The sequence below is a fragment of the Helcococcus kunzii ATCC 51366 genome, from assembly GCF_000245755.1.
Lineage (GTDB): Bacteria > Bacillota > Clostridia > Tissierellales > Peptoniphilaceae > Helcococcus > Helcococcus kunzii.
Genome location: NZ_JH601088.1, coordinates 115,630 through 134,915, shown reverse-complemented (window position 1 = coordinate 134,915; position 19,286 = coordinate 115,630). Strand labels below are relative to the sequence as shown.

Below are 19,286 nucleotides of genomic sequence, written 5' to 3'. Positions count from 1 at the left end.
CTCCTCCATTAACCAAATCTACCAGATATATAGTTTTCTGTCTGTTCTTCACGAGGATTAGCAAATAATTCGTCTGTATTGTTAAATTCGATTAATTCACCTAAATAAAAGAATGCTGTATAATCTGAAACTCTTGTTGCCTGTTGCATATTATGTGTTACTATAGCTATAGTATAATTCTCTTTAAGGTCAAAAATCAAGTCCTCAATCTTATTTGTTGCAATTGGGTCAAGGGCAGATGTAGGTTCATCAAGTAAAATTACTTTTGGTTTAACCGCAACCGCTCTAGCGATACAAATTCTTTGTTGTTGTCCCCCAGAAACAGCTGTTGCAGACTTATGTAATTTATCCTTAACTTCATCCCATATTGCCGCTTGTTTTAGTGAAGTTTCAACAATTTCGTCTAATTTCTTTTTATCTTTAATACCATGTGTTCTTGGTCCAAATGCCACATTATCATAAATTGATTTTGGGAATGGGTTTGGTTGTTGAAACACCATCCCGATTTCTCTTCTTAATTTATATTCGTCATAACCATCATAAATATCTTTACCATTTAATAGAATTTGTCCTTTTTTATGGAATGATTCAACTAAATCATTCATTCTATTAATAGATTTCAAAAGTGTTGATTTACCACATCCAGATGGTCCAATAAATGCAGTAACTTTATTTTCTTCAATATTCATTGAAACATCCTTTATAGCTTGGAAATCTCCATAAAAGACATCAAAATTTTTAATTTCAATAATATTTTTACTCATTAATTCCCCCGATTCTTGATCCCAGTCTAGATGCTAACCAGTTAATCAAAATTACAAATAACAATAACACAAATGCTGATGCATATGCTTCTTTTGTATGTCTACCTTCTGCTGTTAAGTTATACATAAATACAGCCAATGTTGAACCTTGTTGTGTTGGTTTTGCAATTTGTTCAAAAGTACCAGCTGTAAATTGTAATGCTGCAGTTTCACCAAAAATTCTTCCTATTGCAAGAATTATCCCGGAAATTATACCGTTCATTGCAGGTGGCAATACAACATTAAATACCGTTCTTAATTTTCTCGCACCTAATCCATAGCTTGCTTGTCTCAACTTGTCATCTACAGCAATTAGCGCTTCTTCAGTAGCTCTAATTATCAAAGGTAAAACCATTATTGTAAGTGTAAATGTACCAGCAAGAATTGAATAACCCAAACCGACTACTCTTACAAAGAATATATACCCAAATAGCCCAAATACTATTGATGGAATACCTTGTAAAGTTTCAGTTGCCATTCTCACCACTTTTACAAATTTACTTCCCCTTGGTGCATACTCTACCAAATATATAGCAGTAAACAACCCTATTGGAATTGATATAGCTAAAGTAATCACTATAACTGTTAATGTATTAATTATAGAAGGAAGCATAGATAAGTTTTCTGTAGTAAATACAAGTGAGAACATTTCCTTTGTTAACTTAGGAATCCCTTGTAATACCACGCTTCCGATTATCCATAATAAAAGTGCAAAAGTAAATACTACAAACACATACATTATTGCTTTCATTATTGATGAAAATGATTTTTGTCTTTTATTCATTATTCACCAACCTTTCTATTTTTCAACATATTAAATGCTAAGTTTATTAATAGAATAAATACAAATAATACCGCACCTGTCGCTATCAATGCATTTTCATGTTCAGCTCCAGCATATTTCATTTCAAGTACAACGTTCATAGTCATTGTTCTCATACCTTTTACTAAACTTTTAGGCATAACAGCTTGACCACCAGCAACCATTGTTACCGCCATTGTTTCACCAATAGCTCTACCGATACCTAAAATGATTGAGGATAATACCCCAGATTTTGCTGCAGGCAATACTACATTCCAAATTGCCCTTTCTTTACTTGCTCCAAGCCCGATAGCACCTTGATAGTTAGCCTTTGGAACTGCCCTCAAAGCTGATTCAGATAATGAAATAATTGTTGGTAAAATCATTACCGCTAATAAAAGAATTGCAGCAAGTAATGAAAGTCCCGTACCACCAAATAACTCCCTTAACTTTGGTACTATAATTGTTAAAGCAAATAAACCATAAACAACTGATGGAATACCAGCCATTAAGTTTATACCTGCTTTTAATACTTTATAAATTTTTTTAGGTGCATAAAATGCCATATACACAGCTACGAAAAGCCCTATTGGAACCCCCAAAATAATAGCGCCGAGAGTAGCATAGATACTCCCGACGATAAATGGTAATATTCCGTATTTAGGTACTTTAAATGTTGGGCGCCATTCAGTTCCAAATAAGAAATTTGAAAATCCATGATCTCTAATAACTGGCCATGCAGTTGAGAACAAGAAATAAATGATAAACCCTAGTGCCACGATTGATGCGGCTGTAGCTATGATAAACACTACTCTGGCAAATTCTTCACCAAAAGTTTTACCACTAGCCTTTGAATTCATTTCCCCTCCTAATACATGTATTGCTACATATATAATACTCTAAATATTAATCTGCTATTAACTATTTTACATCTTTCCAATCAGTAATTTCACCTAAGTAGATACCTTTAACTGAATCTAATGAGATATCTTCCATTGGGTTATCTGGTGATACGATTACTGCAATACCATCTTTAGCAATAACTAATGGTTTTAATACAGCTTTTTCTTCATCTTTTAATTCTCTTGAAGCCATACCAAAATCAACTACACCGTCAGCCATAGCATCTTTCATACCAGCTGATGAACCTGTTTGGTTAACTACGATTTCTACATTTGGATTAATTTTCTTATATTCTTCTGCTGCTGCTTGTACTAATGGTCCTACTGATGTTGAACCAGAAACTTTAACTGTTCCTTTTACATCTTTCTTTTCAAATGCTTTTGCATTTGGATCAGATTTAACAAAACCTTTTTCAACTGCAACTTCTTGTCCTTCTTTTGACATCATAAAGTCAATAAAGTTTTGAGCTGCTTCTGATAAAGAACCATCTTTATAAGCAATGTTTAATGGTCTTTGGATTGAATATGAACCATCTAAAACTGTATCAGGTGTTGGTTCAACGCCATTAACTTTTAATGCTTTAACAGAATCATTTCCTTCAACTGAACCTAAAGAAGCATATCCGATTGAAGCTTTATCTTTTGATACTGTTTCAATAACTTTACCAGTACCATCTTGAATAACTGCAGATTGAGCAGTCATATCATTACCGTCTCCGTCAACAACACCAACGATTTCTACGAAAGCACTTCTTGTACCAGAACCGTCTTCTCTAGAAATTACATTAATTTCACCTTCAGCTTTTCCACCTGCAGCATCATCTTTAGATTCTTCTGCAGCTGTATCATCTTTGGATTCTTCAGCAGTTGTATCATCCTTAGATTCTTCTGTTTTTGTATCTTCCCCTTTTGATTCGTCCTTTGTGTCTCCATTGTTACCACATGCTACTAGTGAAAATACTAATACAAGTGCTAAAAGTAATGATAAAATCTTTTTCATTTAACTCTCCTTAAATTTTTTTGCAATTCTATTGCATATATTTTTTATCCATAACATTTCGTTACAACTTTATATTAGGACATAAATGTTAACAGCATATTTAATCTATGTTAAATCTATGTAAAATCTTTTAAAAACCACCCCTTATTTTCAAAAATACAGCCCCTAACACTATAGGTTGTATATATTGATGAAATAATAGATATATTGTTAAATTGAGATTGTTAAATTTATGTAGTAATTAGGGAGAATGGTATTGAGGGAGAATGGAATTCATGTTTAAAAAACTGAAATTTAATCTAAAATCAGTAGAATTTCGGAAGAATAATGAAAAAATATGCTCTCGTGCATATTTTTTCATTTTATTATTAATTTATAATACATTTTCTCAAAATCTATGGTCCTTTTTTACCCCCCTGGGGTATATTTTAGACCATGACCTTTTTTTTATGGTCCCAGTTATACCCCCTAGGGGTATATTTAGACCATGTTTTAGAAGCACGCCTAAAAATATGTGATCCGTAAATACCCCACCCCCGTATATTTCAGACCATATATTCCAAACTTTCAGTGATGCATATGGAATGTATAAGGAAATCTATGGTCCTTGTTATACCCCCCACGGGTATTTTCGGACCATAAAAATTTTTTTTATGGTCCATATTATACCCCCTCCAGGTATTTCTGGGACCATAAAATCCATTCCGAATATAAAAAATATACCCTATGGGGGTATATACTTACCTCAAATACAAAAAGACATACCCCGTAGGGGTATACATTTCTCCATTAATGTCAATCCAACAGATAACACCACTCTATCTAAAGCAATCCTATAAACCCATTCCCACATACCTCATTAATCTTTGAGGAGTCTGAGGCAAGTAAGCCTCCCGGAGGGCTTGTTCTTGACTTTCCAAATCTTAAAAATGTTAAAATTAAAAATACGAAGACAAGAAAAACAATTACTTAATCTCTGTGTCGTCTTTGGCAAATACAGCGGAACATTTTTAAGATGAAAGTCAAGAAAGGCTTACCCATCTACTAAATCTGCTATCATTTACGTAATTACATTATTAATTTTCTCGCCCCTAATCATTACCTCATTTTCCAAACAGTAGAAGCCTACCCACCACTATTATAAATTCTTCACCATTACCTCACCCCTCAATTCCCAAACAGAAATTAATGAACAAAAAAAGACCCAACCTCCTTGAATCTCTTCAAAGACAGTTGAGTCTCTCATTTCTAATTATTTTTTAGCTTTGTATCTTGCTTCTGCGCTCAGGATTTTCTTTCTCACTCTAAGGTTTTTAGGTGTAATTTCTACTAATTCATCTTCTTCGATAAATTCTAGCATTTCTTCTAAGCTCATTTTCTTTGCAGGTGGCAAGTTTGGAGCATCGTCGGTTGCGGAAGATCTAATATTTGTTTTTGCTTTCTTTTTACAAACATTAACTTCGATGTCTAGTCCTTTCGGATTTTCACCAACAATCATTCCTCCGTAAACTTCTTCGCCCGGCTCGATAAATACATTTCCTCTCTTCCAAGTGGAATCTAGTGCGTATCCTGTAGCTTTACCAGTTTCTGTAGCGATTAGTGAACCATATTGTCTAGTTGGTATTTCACCTTTGAATGGTTCGTAGGATTCAAATTCAGTGTTGATGATACCTGTACCTTTTGTATCCGAGATGAATTCTTGTCTATAACCTACAAGACCTCTGGCAGGCATTCTAAATACTAATCTTACATAGCCGGAAGATAAGTTTTCCATGGATGCCATTTCAGCTTTTCTTACACCTAGTTTGTTTATGATGGTACCAACATATTCTTCGTCTACATCAATTGTAACGACTTCCATTGGTTCAAGTCTTTTGCCATTTTCTTCTTTAAATAGTACTTCTGGTTTTGAAACTTGAAATTCGTAACCTTCTCTTCTCATATTTTCGATTAGAACGGATAAATGCAATTCTCCTCTACCACTAACCTTAAATGCATCAGTTGAAGAAGTATCTTCAACCTTTAGACTTACGTCTGTTTCTTTTTCTTTCATCAATCTCGCTCTAATGTGTCTTGAAGTAACATATTCACCTTCAAGTCCTGCGAATGGTGAATTGTTTACTAAAAAGTTCATCGCAAGTGTTGGTTCGGAAATTTTAACGAATTCGATTGGTTCCATGTCTTCATTTTCTGTCAGAGTATCTCCGATATGGATACCTTCTACACCAGAAATTGCAACAATTGAACCCGCTTTAGCTTCTTGTACTTCTACTCTATTAAGCCCTTCAAACTCATAAATTGTTGTAATCTTAATCTTCATTTTCTTTGATTCATCATTATAGTTTTTGATATATGCTGGATCTCCAACTCTTATGATACCTTGAGAAACCTTACCGATACCTATTCTTCCTAAATAGTCACTATAGTCGGTTGTTGAAATCAACACTTCGAATGGTTTATCATTTTCTCCAGATGGTTCTGGAATGTATTCTAAAATTGTATCTAATAAATCTTTTAAATCATCTTTCTTTTCGTTATAGTCTAAGCTTGCCCAACCATTTTTACCTGAAGCATATATAATTGGTGCGTCTAGGTATTTGTCAGGAGCATTTAGACTGATAAATAAGTCGATAATTTCATCAACTACTTCTTCTGGTCTAGCTCTATCTCTATCAATTTTGTTTAGACAAATAACTGCCGGCAAGTCTAATTCTATCGCTTTTTTAATAACGAATTTTGTTTGAGGCATAACACCTTCAAAGGCGTCAACTAATAAAAGTACACCATCTGTCATCTTAAGCACTCTTTCAACTTCCCCACCGAAATCAGCATGCCCAGGAGTATCGATAATATTTATCTTATATCCTTCATACTTGATTGCAGTATTTTTTGAAAGAATGGTGATCCCTCTTTCTTTTTCAATATCGTTATTGTCCATAACTCTTTCAGTTAATTCTTGATTTTCTCTAAAAATACCACTTTGTCTTAACAATGAATCGACTAAAGTGGTTTTACCATGATCTACGTGCGCTATAATTGCTATATTTCTAATTTTCTTCATCTTGACTCCTATGTTTTTAACATATTGATTTTATCACAAAGAAGTAGATAAATAAACAGAAAACTCCATATTATTTTTTAATAATAACTATGGAGTTAATTCTATCATGCATTCAATTATATTTTTATTGTATGAAACCTTATCGGCAAGAGCTTCAACAAGCATCAATCCTCTGCCATCTGATCTACATTCTGCAGGGTTATAAAGTCGTCTATCTTTCACTCCATCCCCTTCATCTTGTACCTTTATGATTACATCATTTGTATCAATTTCTAATTTAATATTTATCTTTTTTCTGATATCATGCTTATTTCCATGTTCATGACAATTAATTAATAATTCATTTAAAATTAAACGAACATCAAAATAAATATCATCATCGTTAATGACAGGTTGGATATCATGAAGTATTTCTGAAACAATACCATTGATGATATCTATACCGCCGAATATTTCTTTGTCACATGAATACCCCATATCCTTTCTCCCTTTCTAATTACTTCTCCGATTTCATTAGTTAATTTACCCATCATATCAATGCTTTAATCAAATTTAATAATTTAATTTTCTTTTACACCATAAATATTATTTTAACATTTTTATATCTCACATTTACACTATTTTATCAATTTTTTGACTCAATTACTCAAATCCAAGTCCATTCCCACTTTCAAAATCTCATATTCTCATTTTTGATAGAAGATTATCATTGAGTATTTTGTAATATATGAGTATAATAAAAATATAATCAATCAACGAGGAGGAGATTATGACAAAATATGAATGCGTAGCTTGTGGCTACATATATGATCCAGAAATAGGTGATCCAGAAAACGGAATTGAACCTGGCACATTATTTGAAGAGCTTCCAGACGATTGGGTTTGTCCAATTTGCGGTTTAGATAAAGGTGAATTCCAAAAATTTATATAGTACATATACAACTTGACACCAAAAATGGTTACATAATTTAATAATGAATTAAACGGATTGCATACAGTTAAGACTGTGGAAATCCGTTTTTTTTTATTTCAGTAATTTTTTTCAGTAAGAATGTTACACAATAAAAAAGGACCATCTTTCGACAGCCCTTCATTTTCTTTTTTATCTCTTTCCTACTAATTTACCTTCTTTAGTAAATTCGTACCATTTTCCATCAATAAATTGTTTACCGTAAACTCTAGTACCTGTGCCTTTTCTGAAATAGTTCCAAGCACCATCGATGAATTGCCATCCGTAAGCAAGTGTACCTGAACCTTGTCTAAAGAATCTCCAATTCCCATCTACAAATTGCATTCCTTTAACCATGGTACCAGATGATGTTCTAAAGTAATATTTAAATCCATTTTCAGGATTTGTCCACCATCCCTTGTGATATCTTGCATCTGGGCCTTCTAGTGAAATCCAAATCATTCCATTTTCTTTATAGAATTGATTAATTGATTCACCTTTATAGTTGAAATATTTCCAAGTCTTATTAATCCACTTCCATTGTGATTTAACTTTTTCGCTATTTTCATAGTAAGTCCATTTATCTCCTTCTTTTGTCCAGCCTTTTGGTGTTTCTGGCTCTTCAGGAGTTTCTGGTTCTTCTACGTCTTTTCCATATAGAAGATAGTTTTGACGAACTTGCTTAAATTCTTCTAATTCGTCTTGCCATTTTTCAATGATTTTAACAACAGGCACTCCAGCCTTCAAATCTTCTTCTATATATGACTTACCTGTCAATTTCGCTAACCATAAATTAGTTCTCCATTCAAGTTTTCCAGGATATAGCTCATCAAGCTTCTTAATCATTGACAATCCTGTATAAATTGGATCATAAGTCTTAGTGTCTGTCACATAAACTTCAACACCTTGAACAAGCTTACCAGCAAGTTTTTGTCCTGGTGCAGGAGTAAATGCTGCAGCTCTAAAACGCACACCTGGAAGTTCTAATTCATTCATCGCGCGAGCATATTCAGTACTGTTTACAAATTCTGCCCCGATTAGTTGGAATGGTTTTGTAGTTCCACGACCTTCAGAAACATTCACAAATGTTTCAAAGAAACCTGTCATAGGATAGACATTTGCTGTATCTGTAGTTGGAATGTTTGGTGAAGGTAAAACAAATGGGATACTCAAATCAGCATATCTTAAGCTTCTATCATAATTTTTCATCTTAACAACTTTAAGATCTGCACCTAATTTAAATTCTCCATTGAAATATTCTGCAATTTCACCAAAAGTCATACCGTGAATAAGTGCTAAATCCTTCAATCCTACAAATGAAGAATTTTCCTCTTCAACTTTTACAGGACCAGCAACCATTTCTCCTCCAAGAGGATTTGGACGGTCTAACACAACAACTTCTTTATTATTTTCCGCCGCTGCTTCCATTACATAATATAAAGTCCAAACATAAGTATAATAAGTTACACCAGCATCTTGAATGTCAAATAAAAGAACATCCACACCTTCTAACATTTCAGCGCTTGGCTTTCTTGTCTTACCATACAAGCTATACACTGGCAAACCAGTCACTGGATCTTCATAATACTCTACATAGCTTCCCGCTTCAGCATTCCCACGAACACCGTGTTCCGGTCCATATAAAGCAACCAAATTAATATCAGGATCATTATATAAAAGATCGACAATACTATTTAATTTTTGATCTACACCAGTTGGATTTGTCACCAAACCAACTCTCTTACCTTTTAGCAATTCTTTTTGTTCTTTAACTAGCACCTCTGCACCAAACATAAAACCATCTTCCGCATGGCTGGTTGCAGGTCTAAAAACAAATAAAACACTTGGTAACACTAAAAGTGCCACTAAAAATTTTACAATATTAGAATACAAAGATTTGTGTTTTTCCATATTTATTTTTCCCTTTCCTTATTTTTCCTATGTAAACGTTACAAATAATTTAACAATCTACATATTTGCCTACAAAAACTTCCATAATAAATCTAATAGCATCTTCTTAAAAATACCATTCTCCCCATTGGCTCAACTACTAGATTTACTTACCATTAAAAATATATTTTGTTGATCCCCCTTTATCAACCATGAACCAAATTCTCCATCTAGTCCTATATTTATTTTGATTATATCATGACAGGAAAACCTATTCAATTTTAAGAATGGCTATTTCATGCGATTTGTAATTATAAAACTTTATTTCTTATTTTTAAACTCACTTTTCACATATATATTTTTTTAAGAAATCTCTTAAAATTTTACCAAATTTTTAACAATATTATTTTAAATACAGTATAATAGAATTTATATGGGTAGGAGGAATCATGAAAAACAAAAGCAAAATTATTATACTTTCATTAGCAATACTTGTAACTTTTTCAGGAATGTCATCCGCACATCCTGGACGAACAGATAAAAATGGCGGACATACATGCCGCACAAATTGTACCGAGCGCTGGGGACTATTCTACGGTGAATACCACCATCACGCATCAGATGGCTCATACACAAACTCAAAAGGTGAAAGATTTGATAAAAGAGGAAATAAAATACTAAGCACAAGCGATCAACTTCCAAAAGAAGACAACTCTTCCTCAAATATCAAAACACAATTTGCAGAAGTCGACACATCCGCAGCCGAACAAGCAAAACTAGACGAAGAAAAAAGATTAGAAGAATCTCGTAGAGAAGAATCAATAAAAGAGGAATCAATAAAGGAAGAATCCATTAAAGAGGAATCTATAAAAGAAGAGTCTATCAAAGAAGAGTCTATCAAAGAAGAGTCTATCAAAGAAGAATCTATCAAAGAAGAATCTATCAAAGAAGAATCTATCAAGGAATTAGAAAAATCAGCACTTGAACTAGAATCATACAAAGAAGAAGCAAAAATAGCAAAAGAAAATCTTGAAGAATCAGAAGGAAAAATCGAAAGTCTAAAAGAAGAACTCAAAAGTGCAAATGCTCAAGCAGAAAAGACACAAAGTGAACTTGAAAAACAAAAACAACCTTCCCTATTAGAAGGAGTCGGCGCACTATCCATCCTTGGAGCTGGCGGCGTAGGTATAAAGAAATATAGAGATAAAAAAGGAAAGAATAAGTAGCTGAATAAGACAAGTTGGTGTTTCTAGAAGACTGTGAAAGGATTGGAAAGAAGAAGTTTTGACGAGCATTGAGGATTGAATGTTTGAAGATTTAGAGATTTGAGTTGGAGTTGGAGTTTTAGAATTTGAATTTTATAAGGATTTCCTGATTAAAATGGGATATTGGAATTAGTCACGTAAAAATTTGTGGTGGTTTTCCTGATTATAGTGCGATTTTGAAATTAGTCAGGAAAGAATTTGTGGTGGTTTTCCTGATTAAATTGCGATTTTAGAATTAGTCAGGAAAAAATTTGTGGTGGTTTTCCTGATTAAAATGGGATTATGGAAATAGTCAGGTAAGAATTTGGGGTGATTTTCCTGATTATATTGAGATTTTAGAATTAGTCAGGTAAAATAGGAGAAAATCTTTCCTGATGAAATTGAGTTTTTGAAATTAGTCAGGAAAAATGGGAGAAAATCTTTCCTGATGAAATTGAGTTTTTAAATTTAATCAGGAAAAAAAGGAGAAAATCTTTCCTGACGAAATTGAGTTTTCGAAAATAATCAGGTAAAACCACTTAATTATTTACTTGTTAATCCAACAAATATTTTATATAGCGAATAAAAAAAGAAACCAAGAAATATCAATATTTTTCTAAGTTTCTTTTTATTGTTCTAAAAAGATAAGAACAATTTAAATTTTATAGAAATTATACATAACTTTACTTATATTACTTTGTATTATTTTGATAGTTTATTAAAATTTATCATTGGTAAATTGATTGTTGGCATTCCAGATAGATTTGTTATTGTTGAAATATAGGATCTGGAAATTTGTGATAGCAAAGCTACTCCATTTAAATCTAACATTTTTTCAAAAGTATCTAAATTTAATTTCTCTACTTTACCTGAAAATGCTCCTGATATAGAAAAGCTTATATTAAACTTTTCAGATAAAAATTCTTCATTATATCCGTTTATTTTGATCTTAAAATTTAAGATACTAACATAAAATTCACCGTTTTTTTCTACTTCACTATGATCAAAGTTAATATTATAATTAACATTAATAGTTTCAGTTTTATTTATCAATAAATTTTGTAAATCGAATTCTACAACTTTATATTCTATTAATTGAAAATCTGCTAAAGCATTATCCACATTCATCATGATGCTAAAACTCCATATTCTCTATCAATATTTATGATTGTTGGTGATTCATAAACAACTTTTTGCTCTGTATTTTTACTACCGAATTCTAAATTAAATATCAAATCTAATTTATTTGAAATTTCAACTAACATCTTTACAGTAGGATTGTAATCTCCACTTTCAAGTTTAGAAATCATAGCTTGTGTCATATCAAGCTTTTTTGCTAGCTCTTTTTGACTTAAATTATTTTCTACTCTATATAATATTATCGCAGAAGCAATATCTACTAATATTCTATCTATTTCAATTTTTTCTTTTAACTTTTTATCGATATCCTTAAATAAATCAAAAGGGTTTTTTAATATTCCATTACTCATATTTTTTCCTTTCTAACAATTAGAATTAATCTCCTCAATTCTACTATTGGCTATTGATATATATTTTAGATAATCTTTTTTATCTTTTTCAGGGAAAATAGTTAACAATATAGCTTTGTCTACAGAATTTATTTTTGTAAAATAGAATAAAGCTCTTAGATTAAGCTTACCCTTTATCCTCATACTATATAAATCTTTTTCCCCCAAAAGCTTTTCAAAATTATTTGGCTGCATTATACAATTTTCTTTCAAATTTATTAAAAATCTAAGACATTTACTATATCGTCTTGTATAATGTTCTTTGTTACCAGACTTATCTATTATCTTTGAAAATTCTTCCTCAGATTTTACATGCACTATAACATATTGATTAATTAGATTTTTTCAAAAAGGATATAATATTTTTTTTGTTTTATATGACACGCTCCCTCCATATATATCCATGTATTTATTATATAACTTATAAGTTATATTGTAAACTTTTTTATCATCGATAAATTTCTTTCGAACATTTGTTCTTTGATATTATTGTATCATATAATTTAAAATTATCATAAAAAATAATTTTGTAACTTTTTCTTAGTTTTATTTATCTAATTTAATGTTATAATAAATAAAGTGAGAGGAGGAAGTTTTAATTTGAATAACAAAAAACACGAAAATAAGAAGAATAGTAAAGAGTTTGAAAATGTTGATGATGACTCAAAAGAATCATTTATTGAAGAGAATAAAAATTTAAAATATAAAATTAAAGATTTTACTCATAGAACCGATGATGCTGAAGAACAGAGATATCAAGAGAAGCAAAGTAAGCGACTTGAAGAAATTAAGGCTGAAAAGTTGGATGAATCTGTCGCTAAAAAGAGAAAGACCATACATAGAATTGGGATAGGTATCGCCATTATAATAATTGCGATAACTGTCTACGCTTTTAAGGAAGGCTATTTTGTAGACCAAAGAAAATTTGGTGACTTTTTAGCTAAATTTGGTTTCTTTGCACCGATTGTATTTATTGTAATACAGGCATTTTTCACTGTGTTTCCTGTTAATCCTTCTGGTATAACGAATCTATCCGTTATCTTAGCTTATGGACCGATATATGGTTTCTTATTGAATTATATCGCCATAATGATTGGTTCAATTATTAACTTTGCCTTAGGTAGAAGATATGGTAAGAAATTTGTTGGACTTCTTTTTAATGAGGAGACCATAAATAAACAGATTGATTGGCTAAATAAGGGAAATAAAATAGAAAAGATGTTTATAATTGTATTAATTGTACCATTCTTACCGGATGACATTTCCTGTATGATATGTGGTATGACTAATTTCAAATTTTCTAGATTTTTAGCCATAACTGCATTCTTTAAGGTTTGGGCAATTGGATTAATACTATTTATCATGCAATATGGATATGAAGCTTTATATAGAATAATTTTTTAAAAAAACTCCGCCAAAAGTTGACACTTAAGATTCAACTTTTGGCGGTTTTGAATTTATATTATCAATAAGAGACATTCAGTATTATGCCCATAACTTTCTTGGATACATTCCCGCGTCTAACATTTCATCAAATAATTTTTTTGCGGTTTCCGTATCTTCTTTATATGTAATGCCTATCCATTTTTCATTTGTGTCAATGATTTTAATTTCGGCTAAATTATTTGAAATTAATTCATCCATCATTGTTGGTAGGACATATTCACATGTATTTAAATTGTCTTTGTTTTCTTCTAAATAGTTTATAAATGATTTTTCAACATATTCAAGTAAGTTTGGATAAGACGCCCAAGTATTCATAGATACTAAAGTATTTAAGTTAAATATATCTTCTGAAAGTTCCAAATCAGATACTAATTTACCATTTTCTAATTTAATCCCCCTAGTCTCGATTATCTTAGTCAAATGATTGTTTTCATCTGGAATGGATATCCCTCTTGTAACAGTTCCATTATCACTTAAAGTGTTTTTTAATTTGTATCCACACATTGCAATAGCATATTTATCATTATTTGATCTATCTACATCTAAATACGCACTCACATCTTTAAATGCTTGTTGTCCATAGTAGTCATCAGCATTGATTACTAAAAATGGTTCGTGGATATAGTCTTTTGCAGCAAGTAGTGCATGTACAGTCCCCCATGGTTTTGTACGATTTGCTGGTAATTCAAAACCTGCTGGCAAATCATTTAATTCTTGATAAGCATATTCCACTTTTACATGTTTTGAAATATCATTTCCTATTAAATTTTTAAAATCTTCCTCTATATCTTTTCTAATAATAAATACAACTTTATTAAATCCATATTTAATCGAGTCATAAACAGAAAAATCAATGATTGTTTCGCCTTCGTCAGTCATCTTTGCTAGCTGCTTAACCCCTGCTCCATATCTTGAACCAATACCAGCAGCCATAATTACTAAAGTTTTATCCAATTTTTTCTCCTTCCATCAAAATAAATATTGTCATAATAGTTGTTTTGATATTATATATTATTTTATCAAAGTACATGACTAATTCCAATTACTTTTATATATAAATAAACTCTATTAGTATTGTTAATAAAATAATTAAATCTTTATATAATAAAACATAAAAAAATGATTATACTTTTAACTAATAATTATAAACTTTTTAATTATCGAATATTAAACGGAGCTAATTTGTTGTTAAATCAGCTCCGTATAACTAATGTTAAATTCGTTTTAGTATATATATTCTGTTTATTTAGTCAGTAATCTTTGTTGAAAATATTCCGCCATATGCTTCTACTGGAGTAAATGTTGTATGTTTTTTTCCATTAATTTCTAATGAACTATTATGAATTCCTAAAGCATGATATTTATTATTCTTATAGTGATAATAAGGGCCACCACTATCGCCACCTTTAGAGTCTCCCCTTACCATTCTGCATAAAACTCTTCCTTTAATAATATTTTGACCTAATTTACTACTATAGTTTGTATCTTTTATCTGCACTACAGCATCTTTTGTAGTATGCCCATATTTTGAAACATATAATCCTTCAACTGGATTTTTATCTATAGCACGCAACCTCCTAAATTCACCATTCTTATATCTAATAACATTTGAAATTTTAAAATACGGATTAGTAACTTCAATAATACTAAATTCACCAAATGCACCATTATAAAAATTTTTAAATATCACTTTCCCTAGTACTCTACCATCATATTTGACAGTATCACCTACTGAAAAGCTTGCATGTCCAGCAGTCACTATTGCTGGTCTATTCCCATAATGACCTGAAAAACCAACGGTCATTCTACTTCCATTATAGGCAATATCGCTTCCACCCACAATACCAGCATTTGTAACTTCATTTGATACTTTTAATATTGTTACACCAGGAATATCTTTCATATTTTTACTTACATTTAAATCTACATTTTTTATTTTTATATTTCTATTAAGATTTAGTGTTTCTAATTTATTTTTTGCTTGAATTAAATCATTATCATCTGTGTAAATTTTTGCATTATTATTTCTTATATCTACAGAAAATCCATCAACATTATTTTTCATCGCAAAATTTTCAGCATATTCTTCAAGTTCTTTATATGAAAACTTTACTAAATCTATCCTATATCCTTCTTTTCCTAACAATTCTTCTATCTCTTTTTTAGCCTTTTCAGTCGTTACCTTAATTACTAAAATATTATCATCATCTATATACATTCCACCAAAATAATCTGGATACTTATAATTGTTATTTTCTTTTTTAAAACTATCATTCAACTTATCCGCTAATTCTTTAGGAATTGTTTGATCAGGAATATTATCTTCTGCATAGTTAACTTTCATATTACTTAATAGTGCTAAAGACAATACCATTATAGATAAAAATATTTTTAAAAATTTACTTTTCATAGATCTCTCCTTAATATTATTCGTTATTATATTAGCTACAGATTTTCCCTCTTTTAATAACATATATACTAAAAATTTAACTATTTAAATATAAACATAAAATATACCTGGTTTTCTACTCCTTTATTATTTTGCACATTTTTCACAATCTTATATTCCCCTAAATCAAACTTCTTTTTATCAAAAATATCTACCATACTAAGTTCTTGTTCAAAGTCTTTATCTTTTGTAATCATTATGCCTTCATTAGTAACTTCATAACCACTCGGAGTTATATTTTTCCATTCTGATTTATCATTCTTTCTATAAAAGAAATCCCATCCCTTTCCAGTTAAGTACTCGTTATTTGATTTATTCTTAAAGATTATATCAAAAGTAGCATAGCTTTTTATTTTAACATCTATCTCTATATCTGATATTTCTGACTCCTTATCTATTATTTCTATTTTATTATTTGTTTCTTTTTGACTCTCTTCTATATTCTTTTGCGAACAAGCAGTTGAGAGTATTAAAATTAAAACTAAAAATATAATTTTTTTCATACCATCCTCCTTTATATTTATTTTAACAAAAATAAATATAAAAGGAAATCGTATTTCAAAATCTTAATATCTTTATTACAATTTGTAACTTTTTTTTATATCTACTATTATTGTTTTTTTAATATTATCATTAGATATAAAAAGCTTGTCATACTTAAATAAAATTAAGTGTGACAAGCTTTCTTCTAATATCATATATTTTATTGAGATTTTTATATTTAAAGATTATTTACTATATCTCAATCACAAAATTATCCAAGCTGTCTCTTTGTGATTTTGCATATTTAAATTCATCTGGGAATGAGCCAATCGCTAAAACTACAGTTAGATTTTCTCTTGGACTGATGCCTAAAAGTTCTCTCATTGCTTTTTCTTGATCCATCGCAAAGGCTGCACTTAGTGGACAGTTTGCTATATTATAGTTATTTAGAGCAAGCATTAATGACATGGAAAACATCCCACCGTCTACATAGGAAAGATTTCTTTCATACTCTTTGTTGTAATATTCTACACGGTTTGTAACAACTAATGCACCTCTAATATTTTTAGCATTATGTGTCAATCCTCTTTGGATTTTAATTATTTCTCCAACTTTTTCTTCATCTTTTACATAATAGACTTTGAATGATTGTCTATTACAAGCGGATGGTGACCATTTTGCTAAGTCGATAGCTTTTCTTACATCATCTCTTGAAATTTGTGCTTCTCCAAAGTCTCTAACACTATGTCTATTGTGCATAAATTCTGTAAAATTCATTTCAGAATATTTAGTGGAGTTTTTATAGTCATATATGCCAAAACCACCATTATTGTAGATTGTAGAGTCTTTGTACTTTTCAACCTTATCATAATTTTGTTTTACAATTTCAGGATAATCTTGAGAATTCTTTTCATGTAAATCAACATATGATTTCACAACTGATAAAGCTTGTTGAAATCTACTATCATTTGTGTCATATCCCTTTTCGATAAATAAATCCATTGTCTTAAATAGCTCAGTAAAAGCTCTTTCACCAAAGCCGTATCTTAAATTTGCATTACTTAAACCTTTTTCTAATGAATGGTAGAAGAAAGTCATTTTTGCTCTTAAATTTTCAATACTATTTTCTTCGCCTAAAGCATATGAATATTTTACAAATCTGCTATAGTCCCAATCTCTTAACTCAAATAGTCTATCATTTGATCTTGATTTTTGAATTTTTTTAACTATACCTTTTGGTAATACTTTTTTTGCTAATTCTTTCATCTTTTCCTCCAATATATGGATTAATTATTTCTTACGTGAAATAATCTTTGAAACTAATTTTTTAGTTTGTTTTAATCCAGTAATAACCTCTTTTTTATATATAAATAATAAAGCTGCAAATTCCACTGCTAATAATATACCCTGAATCTTGTCGAAGTAAAACAATGTGATACTCATCACTATAAGTATCGCTGTGGAAATTAAACCTTTTTTATCGAATAGTTTTATTACTAGATATTTTCTTGTATGTATACCTCTAAAAATAAACACTAGGAAATAAGAGATACCTGTAGCAAATGCTGCCCCGGCAACTCCAACTTGTGGGATTAATGCCCAATTTAGTATAACATTTAATATTGCACCAACCATTCCGGAGATTAAAAAACCTCTACTATCTTTATGAACTGTATATGATGTAGATAGGAATGTTGCAAGTGTTAAAAACATAAAACCAATTAATAAATATGGTGTGTACTGCCATGCTTCAAAATAACTCTTGCTTACATAAACGCTAAGTAATGGTTTTATCGTTGCTAAAAATAGCCCTGTAAGTAATGTTAATGTAACAAACATCTTTCTGTAAATACTATTGCTATAAGCTTCACTATCGTCACTTTCTGATTCTCTAATCGCTGAATATGACCATGCTTGGTTAAAAATTATAGAAAATGATGAAAGTATTGATGGAATCTTATATGAAATAGCATAAATACCATTTGCTTTAACCCCTACCATACTACTTACCATCACCCTATCGGATGAGTTCATAATCCACCACATTAATGATGTAGGGATTAAAAACATGGAATATTTCACCATTTCTCTAAAAAGTCTATTGTCCACTTTCCCAAATCTAAGTGCTGTGTATGCTTCACCTCTGTAGAATGAAATCAATGTAACAATAATATTCGCAATGATATATGAAGTAAAGTAACCTTCTATTCCTTGTTTTAACACCACTAAAAATAATATGTTTAGTACGGCTATTAAAAATGTTTGTAAAATATTTATAAGTGAAAAGTCTAAAAGTTTTTCTTTACCTCTTAAATTACATATCGCTATTACTGAAAAACCTTGACTTAAACAATATAGCATGATGATAATTGGTGAAACGCTAAATCCATTATATAAATATAGTAACGGCATTAAAATAAGGGCAATGACAATACTTATCGCCATTGCTATCCAACCATTTTTCATTATTGAAAGATTATCTTTTCCACCCTTATCAAGTGAAAATCTCATAACCGCCTCACCAAAATTTAGCGTCAGTATAGGCACTAAAACTGTGGCAAGTGTCACTATAAGGTCAACTTCCCCATATTGAACCGGGGTTAAAACATTTGTATATAAAGGTACTAATAGAAATGTTATAAATCTTGACCCAATATTACCAAGCGTAAATAACGCTGTATTTTTTAATAAATATCTCTTTCTGTCCAATATTTTCTCCATTCACCTT

Annotated in this window: 18 protein-coding genes; 3 read left to right on the top strand and 15 right to left on the bottom strand. The window is 30.6% G+C overall.

What is annotated here, in order from left to right; genetic code table 11:
• Nucleotides 1-8: 8 nt before the first annotated feature.
• The 6 genes from pstB to HMPREF9709_RS00545 all read right to left on the bottom strand — a co-directional run bounded on the left by pstB (nucleotide 9) and on the right by HMPREF9709_RS00545 (nucleotide 7,045).
• Nucleotides 9-764 (bottom strand): phosphate ABC transporter ATP-binding protein PstB, encoded by a 756-nt coding sequence (pstB, locus tag HMPREF9709_RS00575; RefSeq protein ID WP_005396940.1) that lies wholly within the window; start codon nucleotides 762-764, stop codon nucleotides 9-11.
• Entirely contained in the window at nucleotides 757-1,587 is an 831-nt protein-coding gene (pstA, locus tag HMPREF9709_RS00570; protein WP_005396939.1) for a phosphate ABC transporter permease PstA, read from the bottom strand. The genes pstB and pstA overlap by 8 nt, the downstream gene beginning before the upstream one ends.
• Nucleotides 1,587-2,465 (bottom strand): phosphate ABC transporter permease subunit PstC, encoded by an 879-nt coding sequence (gene pstC, locus HMPREF9709_RS00565; RefSeq protein WP_005396938.1) that lies wholly within the window; start codon nucleotides 2,463-2,465, stop codon nucleotides 1,587-1,589. Before pstC ends, pstA begins: the two co-directional genes overlap by 1 nt.
• Before the next feature lie 61 nt (nucleotides 2,466-2,526).
• The gene (locus HMPREF9709_RS00560) at nucleotides 2,527-3,507 is read right to left on the bottom strand and encodes a substrate-binding domain-containing protein (RefSeq protein ID WP_005396937.1); all 981 of its coding nucleotides are present in this window, start codon (nucleotides 3,505-3,507) and stop codon (nucleotides 2,527-2,529) included.
• 1,252 nt (nucleotides 3,508-4,759) lie between these two features.
• A complete protein-coding gene (gene typA, locus HMPREF9709_RS00550; RefSeq protein WP_005396935.1) occupies nucleotides 4,760-6,568 on the bottom strand; it encodes a translational GTPase TypA in 1,809 nt (602 codons plus the stop codon).
• A gap of 87 nt (nucleotides 6,569-6,655) precedes the next feature.
• Entirely contained in the window at nucleotides 6,656-7,045 is a 390-nt protein-coding gene (locus HMPREF9709_RS00545; protein ID WP_005396933.1) for an ATP-binding protein, read from the bottom strand.
• A 292-nt stretch (nucleotides 7,046-7,337) separates the two neighbouring features.
• On the opposite strand from HMPREF9709_RS00545, the gene rd reads away from it, so the two are divergent.
• Nucleotides 7,338-7,499 carry a rubredoxin gene (gene rd / locus HMPREF9709_RS00540; RefSeq protein WP_005396931.1) on the top strand — a complete coding sequence of 54 codons (162 nt, stop codon included), beginning with the start codon at nucleotides 7,338-7,340 and terminating at the stop codon, nucleotides 7,497-7,499.
• Between the two features lie 171 nt (nucleotides 7,500-7,670).
• Here rd and HMPREF9709_RS00535 read toward each other — a convergent pair whose 3' ends face one another.
• Nucleotides 7,671-9,428, bottom strand: coding sequence for an exo-beta-N-acetylmuramidase NamZ domain-containing protein (locus tag HMPREF9709_RS00535; protein ID WP_005396930.1), 1,758 nt, complete (start codon nucleotides 9,426-9,428; stop codon nucleotides 7,671-7,673).
• Between the two features lie 428 nt (nucleotides 9,429-9,856).
• Between HMPREF9709_RS00535 and HMPREF9709_RS00530 the strand changes: the two genes are divergently transcribed.
• Complete coding sequence (locus tag HMPREF9709_RS00530) at nucleotides 9,857-10,633, top strand: YHYH domain-containing protein (RefSeq protein WP_005396928.1); 777 nt, start codon at nucleotides 9,857-9,859, stop codon at nucleotides 10,631-10,633.
• A 720-nt stretch (nucleotides 10,634-11,353) separates the two neighbouring features.
• Here the strand turns inward: HMPREF9709_RS00530 and HMPREF9709_RS00525 are convergent.
• Genes HMPREF9709_RS00525 through HMPREF9709_RS00515 form a run of 3 tightly spaced genes read right to left on the bottom strand, consistent with a single transcriptional unit; the run spans nucleotide 11,354 to nucleotide 12,498 of the window.
• Entirely contained in the window at nucleotides 11,354-11,782 is a 429-nt protein-coding gene (locus HMPREF9709_RS00525; protein ID WP_005396926.1) for a protein-export chaperone SecB, read from the bottom strand.
• Nucleotides 11,779-12,141: a helix-turn-helix domain-containing protein gene (locus tag HMPREF9709_RS00520; protein WP_005396925.1), complete on the bottom strand. Its 363-nt coding sequence runs from the start codon at nucleotides 12,139-12,141 to the stop codon at nucleotides 11,779-11,781. The genes HMPREF9709_RS00525 and HMPREF9709_RS00520 overlap by 4 nt, the downstream gene beginning before the upstream one ends.
• A 12-nt stretch (nucleotides 12,142-12,153) precedes the next feature.
• Nucleotides 12,154-12,498 (bottom strand): hypothetical protein, encoded by a 345-nt coding sequence (locus HMPREF9709_RS00515; protein ID WP_005396924.1) that lies wholly within the window; start codon nucleotides 12,496-12,498, stop codon nucleotides 12,154-12,156.
• Nucleotides 12,499-12,780: 282 nt separating this feature from the next.
• On the opposite strand from HMPREF9709_RS00515, the gene HMPREF9709_RS00510 reads away from it, so the two are divergent.
• The gene (locus tag HMPREF9709_RS00510; protein ID WP_005396923.1) at nucleotides 12,781-13,584 is read left to right on the top strand and encodes a TVP38/TMEM64 family protein; all 804 of its coding nucleotides are present in this window, start codon (nucleotides 12,781-12,783) and stop codon (nucleotides 13,582-13,584) included.
• An 81-nt stretch (nucleotides 13,585-13,665) separates the two neighbouring features.
• Here HMPREF9709_RS00510 and HMPREF9709_RS00505 read toward each other — a convergent pair whose 3' ends face one another.
• From HMPREF9709_RS00505 to HMPREF9709_RS00485, 5 genes are all read right to left on the bottom strand, one after another.
• Nucleotides 13,666-14,580, bottom strand: coding sequence for a sugar phosphate nucleotidyltransferase (locus tag HMPREF9709_RS00505; protein WP_005396922.1), 915 nt, complete (start codon nucleotides 14,578-14,580; stop codon nucleotides 13,666-13,668).
• A 292-nt stretch (nucleotides 14,581-14,872) separates the two neighbouring features.
• Nucleotides 14,873-16,036, bottom strand: a complete 1,164-nt coding sequence (locus HMPREF9709_RS00500) for a trypsin-like serine protease (RefSeq protein WP_005396920.1) — start codon at nucleotides 16,034-16,036, stop codon at nucleotides 14,873-14,875.
• Between the two features lie 80 nt (nucleotides 16,037-16,116).
• Nucleotides 16,117-16,578 (bottom strand): immunoglobulin-like domain-containing protein, encoded by a 462-nt coding sequence (locus tag HMPREF9709_RS00495; RefSeq protein WP_005396918.1) that lies wholly within the window; start codon nucleotides 16,576-16,578, stop codon nucleotides 16,117-16,119.
• A 232-nt stretch (nucleotides 16,579-16,810) separates the two neighbouring features.
• Complete coding sequence (locus HMPREF9709_RS00490) at nucleotides 16,811-17,824, bottom strand: nitroreductase family protein (protein ID WP_005396916.1); 1,014 nt, start codon at nucleotides 17,822-17,824, stop codon at nucleotides 16,811-16,813.
• 24 nt (nucleotides 17,825-17,848) lie between these two features.
• Nucleotides 17,849-19,267, bottom strand: a complete 1,419-nt coding sequence (locus HMPREF9709_RS00485; RefSeq protein ID WP_005396914.1) for an oligosaccharide flippase family protein — start codon at nucleotides 19,265-19,267, stop codon at nucleotides 17,849-17,851.
• Between the last annotated feature and the right edge of the window lie 19 nt (nucleotides 19,268-19,286).